Source organism: Cellulomonas septica, assembly GCF_012396155.1.
Lineage (GTDB): Bacteria > Actinomycetota > Actinomycetes > Actinomycetales > Cellulomonadaceae > Cellulomonas > Cellulomonas septica.
The window spans coordinates 1-5,444 of sequence record NZ_JAAXOY010000195.1 but is presented as its reverse complement, the minus strand read 5'-3'; the positions used below and the strand labels follow the sequence as shown (position 1 = coordinate 5,444).

Here is a 5,444-nt window from a genome sequence, read left to right as displayed (position 1 = left end):
GGGGCGAGCACGCCGGCGAGGGTCAGGGCGACGACGGCGACGGTGGCCGCGCGGGGCGGCCGTCGTCGTCCGCGCGCGGGGGTGGGGGTGAGCGGGGTCCGCACGGGAGCGCCTCCTTGCGCAGCCGGGACGGCACCGCAGGACGCGGGCCGGGTGGACACACCGTAGAGACCGGACAGAACACCGGACAAGAGTCCATCAACATGCGCAAGAACTTACGTGAAGGAAGCAAGAAAGCAACACGTGCACGGTGCCACGCCCGCGTCGTGCTGATCAGCGCCCGGAGCGGCCGGTGACCCGACCGCGAGTGCCGGACCGCGGGTCGCGCGCCACCCGGACCTGGGTCGCCGTGCCCCCGCGCGGCTCGCGCGCAGCGGCGGTCTCGCGGCGTGACCGGATCGCAACAAAAGGGGTGCCCCACATGCCCGATGTGAACGCTAACATCGCGCTTGACCGAGGGGTCCGGTTCGCACCGAAGGTGCACACCGCCCCGCCCGGCAGTGCCGGGCGTGCACGACCGCGGTCCGGCCAGCGTCGGCCGGACCGGGGGTGAGGTGGGTTTCTCGAGGAGGAGAAGCATGGCCAGCACGACGTTCCACAAGCGCGCGATCACGGCCGGGCTCGCGGCCCTGGTGCTCGGCCTGTCGGCCTGTGCCGGCGGCGACGGCGACAGCGGCGGCGACGAGACCGCGGGCGGCGACGGTGGGGGCGACCTCATCTCCGTCGGCTTCGCCCAGGTCGGTGCCGAGTCCGGGTGGCGCACCGCCAACACGACGTCCATCAAGGACTCGCTGACGAAGGAGGAGGGCTTCGACCTCAAGTTCTCCGACGCCCAGCAGAAGCAGGAGAACCAGATCCAGGCGATCCGCTCCTACATCGCCCAGGGCGTCGACTACATCGCGTTCTCGCCCGTGGTCGAGTCCGGCTGGGACGCCGTGCTCGAGGAGGCCAAGACGGCGAACATCCCCGTGATCCTCACGGACCGCGCGGTCGACACCGAGGACGAGTCGCTCTACGTGACGTTCATCGGGTCGGACTTCGTCGAGGAGGGCCGCCGGATCGGCAAGTACGTCTCCGACACCCTCGCGACCGAGCCGATCAAGGTCGTCGAGCTCCAGGGCACGACGGGCTCGGCGCCCGCGATCGACCGCAAGACCGGGTTCGAGGAGGCCACGGCGGACAACCCGAACGTCGAGATCATCGCCTCGCAGACGGGCAACTTCACGCGCGCCGAGGGCAAGACGGTCATGGAGGGCTTCCTCCAGGCGTACCCCGACATCGACGTCGTCTACGCGCACAACGACGACATGGGCCTCGGGGCGATCGAGGCGATCGAGGCCGCGGGCAAGGTCCCGGGCCAGGACATCAAGGTCGTGACGATCGACGGCGTCAAGGACGGCATGCAGGCGCTCGCCGACGGCAAGATCACCTACATCGTCGAGTGCAACCCGCTGCTCGGCCCCGACCTGGCCGAGATCATCAAGACGCTCGACTCGGGCGGCACGGTCGAGAAGCGCATCGTGACCAAGGACGAGGAGTTCGACCAGGCCGCGGCCCAGGAGGCGCTGCCGACCCGGCAGTACTGACCGACGTCCACCGCCCGCTCCCGGGACACGGCTCTGCCCGTGCCCCGGGGGCGGGTGCCGCTCGCCGGTACGTTGGACGCACCGGCAGGTAGAGAGGTCGACGATGACCGACACCCAGACGGCGACGAGCACCGCGACGCTCGACGAGCCGCGCCCCGTCGTCACGATGACGGGGATCTCCATCGGCTTCCCGGGCGTCAAGGCGCTCGACGGCGTGGACTTCCGGCTGTTCCCCGGCGAGGTGCACGCCCTCATGGGCGAGAACGGCGCCGGCAAGTCCACGCTCATCAAGGCGCTGACCGGCGTCTACCAGGTCGACGCGGGCACCGTGGAGGTCGGCGGCGAGCCGGTCGCGTTCACGGGTCCCGCGCAGGCCCAGGCCGCGGGCATCAGCACCGTGTACCAGGAGGTCAACCTCTGCGACAACCTCTCGGTCGCGGAGAACATCATGCTCGGCCACGAGGTCCGCCGGTTCGGCGTCGTCGACTGGCCCGCGACCCGGCGGGAGGCCCGCACGCACCTCGCGACGCTCAACCTCGACATCGACCCGCGCTCGCAGCTGTCGTCGCACAGCCTCGCGGTGCAGCAGCTCGTCGCGATCTCCCGTGCGATGGTGGTCGACGCGCGCGTGCTGATCCTCGACGAGCCGACGTCGAGCCTCGACGCCGACGAGGTCGCGCGGCTGTTCGACGTCGTGCGCGCGCTGCGTGACCGCGGCGTCGCGATCCTGTTCGTCTCCCACTTCCTCGAGCAGGTGTACGCGCTGTCCGACCGCATGACGGTCCTGCGCAACGGCACGCTCGTCGGGGAGTACCGCACGGCCGACCTGCCCCGGGTCGAGCTCGTGCAGAAGATGATCGGCCGGTCGCTCGAGGTGCTGGAACGCCTCGAGGAGGCACCGAAGCCCGTGGTCGCCGCGCGCGAGGACACCCGCCCGTACCTGCAGGCGATCGGCCTGGGGCGCAAGGGCTCGATCGAGCCGTTCGACCTCGACGTGTACGCGGGCGAGGTCGTCGGCCTCGCGGGCCTGCTCGGGTCCGGCCGCACGGAGCTCGCGCGCCTGCTCTACGGCGCGGACCACGCCGACCGCGGCGAGCTGCGCGTCGAGGACCGCCCCGCGCGCCTGCGCACCCCGCGCGCCGCGCTCGCCCGCAAGATCGTGTACTCGTCGGAGAGCCGCAAGACCGAGGGGATCATCGCGGACCTCACGGTGCGGGAGAACATCGTCCTCGGCATCCAGGCCCAGCGCGGCTGGGTGCGGCGCGTGCCGAAGAAGAAGGCCGACGAGGTCGTCGACCGGTACGTCGAGGCGCTCGGCATCCGGCCCGCCAACCCGGACGCGCTCGCGGGCAACCTGTCCGGCGGCAACCAGCAGAAGGTGCTGCTGGCCCGGTGGCTCGCGACGCAGCCGAAGCTCCTGCTGCTCGACGAGCCGACGCGCGGCATCGACGTCGGCGCGAAGGCCGAGATCCAGCGGCTCGTCGCCGACCTCGCGTCGCAGGGCATGGCGGTCGTCTTCATCTCCGCCGAGCTCGAGGAGGTCCTGCGCCTCTCGCACCGGATCGCCGTGCTGCGGGACCGCCGCAAGGTCGCCGAGCTCGTCAACACCGACGACGTGACGACGGACGACGTCGTCGACCTCATCGCCAGCGCGGGGACGACGGACGACCCGTCCGGCCCGCCGCCGCCCGACGAGGTCCAGGACGTCCAGCTCTTCGGGAAGGAGGACCGGGCATGAACGTCGTGCAGTCCGTCGTGCGGCACCGCCTGTTCTGGCCGATCGTCGCGCTCGTCGTGCTGGTCGTCGCGAGCACGCTCAAGTCGCCGACGTTCCTCGACATCACCGTCCGCGACGGGCACCTGTTCGGCGGGCCCGTCGACATCCTGCGGCGCAGCAGCGTCCTGCTGCTCGTGGCCCTCGGCATGACGCTCGTCATCGCGACGCGCGGGATCGACCTGTCGGTGGGTGCGGTCATGGCGATCGCGGGAGCCGTCGCGCTCACCCAGATCGCCGCGTCGCCCGACCCCGGGTCCCTCGCGACGGTCGCCGCCGCGATCGGCACGGCGCTGGTGATCGCGCTGCTCATCGGCCTGTTCAACGGGTTCCTGGTGGCCGTGGTGGGCATCCAGCCGATCATCGCGACGCTCGTGCTCATGACCGCCGGGCGCGGCATCGCGATGCTCATCACGGGCGGCAACATCACGACCGTCACGAGCCAGCCGTACAAGACGCTCGCGTCGGGGTACTGGCTGTCGCTGCCGGTCGCGGCGATCATCGCGGGCGTCGTCTTCGCGGCGACGGCGCTGGTCACGCGCCGCACGGCGCTCGGCGTGCTCATCGAGTCGGTCGGCATCAACCCGTCGGCGAGCCGCCTCGCGGGCGTCCGCGCCCGCACGATCATCTGGACCGTCTACGTCGTGTGCGCGCTGTTCGCGTGCCTCGCGGGGTTCATCCGCTCCGCCGACACCATGGCCGCCGACGCGAACAACATCGGGCTCTTCATCGAGCTCGACGCGATCCTCGCGGTGGTCATCGGCGGCACCTCGCTCGCGGGCGGCAAGTTCTCGCTCACGGGCACGCTCGTCGGGACGCTCGTCATCACGACGCTCACCCTGTCGATCACCATCCTCGGCATCCCTGCCAACGCGGTGTCGCTGTTCAAGGCCCTCGTCGTCATCGCGGTCTGCCTGCTGCAGTCCCCGGTCGTGCAGCACAGGATGCGTGCCCGACGACGTCGTACGGCCCCCGTCCCGGTGGAGGTGCCGGCCTGATGTCCACCGACCAGCTCACCCGCCGCCTGCGCGGCCGCACCCCGGCCGCCGACGCGGCCGCGCCGACGCGGCGCTGGCGCCTCGACGACCGCTACCTGCCCGTCCTCGGGACCGTCGTCGTGCTCGTCGTCATGCTCGTCGTGGCCGGCTCGCGCTACGACAACTTCCTCACCGGGCGGGTCATGGCGAACCTGCTCATCAACAACTCGTTCCTCGTGGTCCTCGCGGTCGGCATGACGTTCGTGATCCTCACGGGCGGCATCGACCTGTCGGTCGGCGCGGTCGTCGCGCTGTCGAGCATCGTCTCCGCGTGGATGCTCACGCACGGGTGGCCCGCCACGGTGGCGATCCCGGCGGCGATCCTCACGGGCACGCTCATCGGGCTCGTCGTCGGCGTGATGGTGCACGTGTTCGAGATCCAACCCTTCATCGCGACGCTGGCCGCGATGTTCCTCGCGCGCGGCCTGTGCTACCTCGTCGCGCCGGAGTCCATCCCGATCGCGGACCCGACGATCGTCGCGCTGGCCCGCACGCGCTGGGGGCCGGAGGACGGCTTCGTCCTCACGCCGTCGGGGCTCATCGCCCTGGTCGTCGTGGCGGTCGCGTTCGTGCTGCTGCACTACACGCGGTTCGGCCGCACGGTGTACGCGGTCGGCGGCGGGGAGCAGTCGGCGCGGCTCATGGGTCTGCCCGTCGCGCGGACCAAGGTGCTCGTGTACGTCATCAGCGGCACGTGCGCCGGGCTCGGCGGCCTGCTGTTCGCGATCTTCTCCCGGTCCGGCTACGCGCTCACGGGCGTCGGCATGGAGCTCGACGCGATCGCGGCGGTCGTCATCGGCGGCACGCTGCTCACGGGCGGGTCCGGCTTCGTGCTCGGGTCGGTGCTGGGTGTGCTCGTGCTCGGGCTCATCCAGACGGCCATCACGTTCGAGGGCACGCTCTCGTCGTGGTGGACGAAGATCGTCATCGGCGGGCTGCTGCTCGTGTTCGTCGTCCTCCAGCGGCTGCTCGCGCTGCGGCGCACCTGACGGGACCCGGCCCGGTCCGTGGCGAGGCGCACCGCCGCGGACCGGGCCGCGCCGTGCC

At 71.4% G+C, this 5,444-nt stretch carries 4 protein-coding genes; all 4 read left to right on the top strand.

What is annotated here, in order from left to right:
- Nucleotides 1-578 precede the first annotated feature (578 nt).
- The 4 genes from HGA02_RS09230 to yjfF all read left to right on the top strand — a co-directional run bounded on the left by HGA02_RS09230 (nucleotide 579) and on the right by yjfF (nucleotide 5,386).
- Nucleotides 579-1,586, top strand: coding sequence for an ABC transporter substrate-binding protein (locus HGA02_RS09230; protein WP_168678761.1), 1,008 nt, complete (start codon nucleotides 579-581; stop codon nucleotides 1,584-1,586).
- Between the two features lie 103 nt (nucleotides 1,587-1,689).
- A complete protein-coding gene (locus HGA02_RS09225) occupies nucleotides 1,690-3,324 on the top strand; it encodes a sugar ABC transporter ATP-binding protein (RefSeq protein ID WP_168678760.1) in 1,635 nt (544 codons plus the stop codon).
- Nucleotides 3,321-4,358 (top strand): ABC transporter permease, encoded by a 1,038-nt coding sequence (locus HGA02_RS09220; RefSeq protein WP_168678759.1) that lies wholly within the window; start codon nucleotides 3,321-3,323, stop codon nucleotides 4,356-4,358. Before HGA02_RS09225 ends, HGA02_RS09220 begins: the two co-directional genes overlap by 4 nt.
- On the top strand, nucleotides 4,358-5,386 hold the full coding sequence (gene yjfF / locus HGA02_RS09215; RefSeq protein WP_168678758.1) for a galactofuranose ABC transporter, permease protein YjfF: 1,029 nt from the start codon (nucleotides 4,358-4,360) through the stop codon (nucleotides 5,384-5,386). The genes HGA02_RS09220 and yjfF overlap by 1 nt, the downstream gene beginning before the upstream one ends.
- Nucleotides 5,387-5,444 lie beyond the last annotated feature (58 nt).

Coding starts and splice junctions, on each gene's coding strand:
- HGA02_RS09230 (WP_168678761.1), top strand. CDS start 579: ATGGCCAGCACGACGTTCCACAAGCGCGCGATCACGGCCGGGCTCGCG.
- HGA02_RS09225 (WP_168678760.1), top strand. CDS start 1,690: ATGACCGACACCCAGACGGCGACGAGCACCGCGACGCTCGACGAGCCG.
- HGA02_RS09220 (WP_168678759.1), top strand. CDS start 3,321: ATGAACGTCGTGCAGTCCGTCGTGCGGCACCGCCTGTTCTGGCCGATC.
- yjfF (WP_168678758.1), top strand. CDS start 4,358: ATGTCCACCGACCAGCTCACCCGCCGCCTGCGCGGCCGCACCCCGGCC.